The organism is Leifsonia sp. SIMBA_070 (genome assembly GCF_046534635.1).
In the GTDB taxonomy this organism is placed as follows: Bacteria; Actinomycetota; Actinomycetes; order Actinomycetales; family Microbacteriaceae; genus Leifsonia.
Genome location: NZ_JAWRYK010000574.1, coordinates 1 through 255 on the forward strand (window position 1 = coordinate 1; position 255 = coordinate 255).

The following is a 255-nucleotide window of genomic DNA, read 5'->3' on the forward strand; positions in this document are numbered from 1 at the left end:
GCGGTGGAACTCGTTGCGCGGCTCTACGACCGGTTCGGGTTCGACACCGTCGACAACAGCCCGCTCAGCGAGTCCTGGCGTAGCGGCCCCGGACAGCCGGCCTGGAACGCGCACGTGCACCAGGACCGCGCGGAACTGGCCCGCAACCTGGCCCTGGCGCGGCGCCCGATTTCTCGCAAATGACGAGCAGTGTTGTCATCGATGGGCGTATCAGTCCACTGCGCTTGTGTCCACCGCGCCGTCAGCGCATGGCCG

General features: G+C 68.2%; 1 pseudogene. It reads left to right on the forward strand.

What is annotated here, in order from left to right:
* Positions 1 to 183 (forward strand): annotated as a pseudogene (locus SB754_RS21520) (NADP oxidoreductase); the annotation flags it as partial.
* Positions 184 to 255 lie beyond the last annotated feature (72 nt).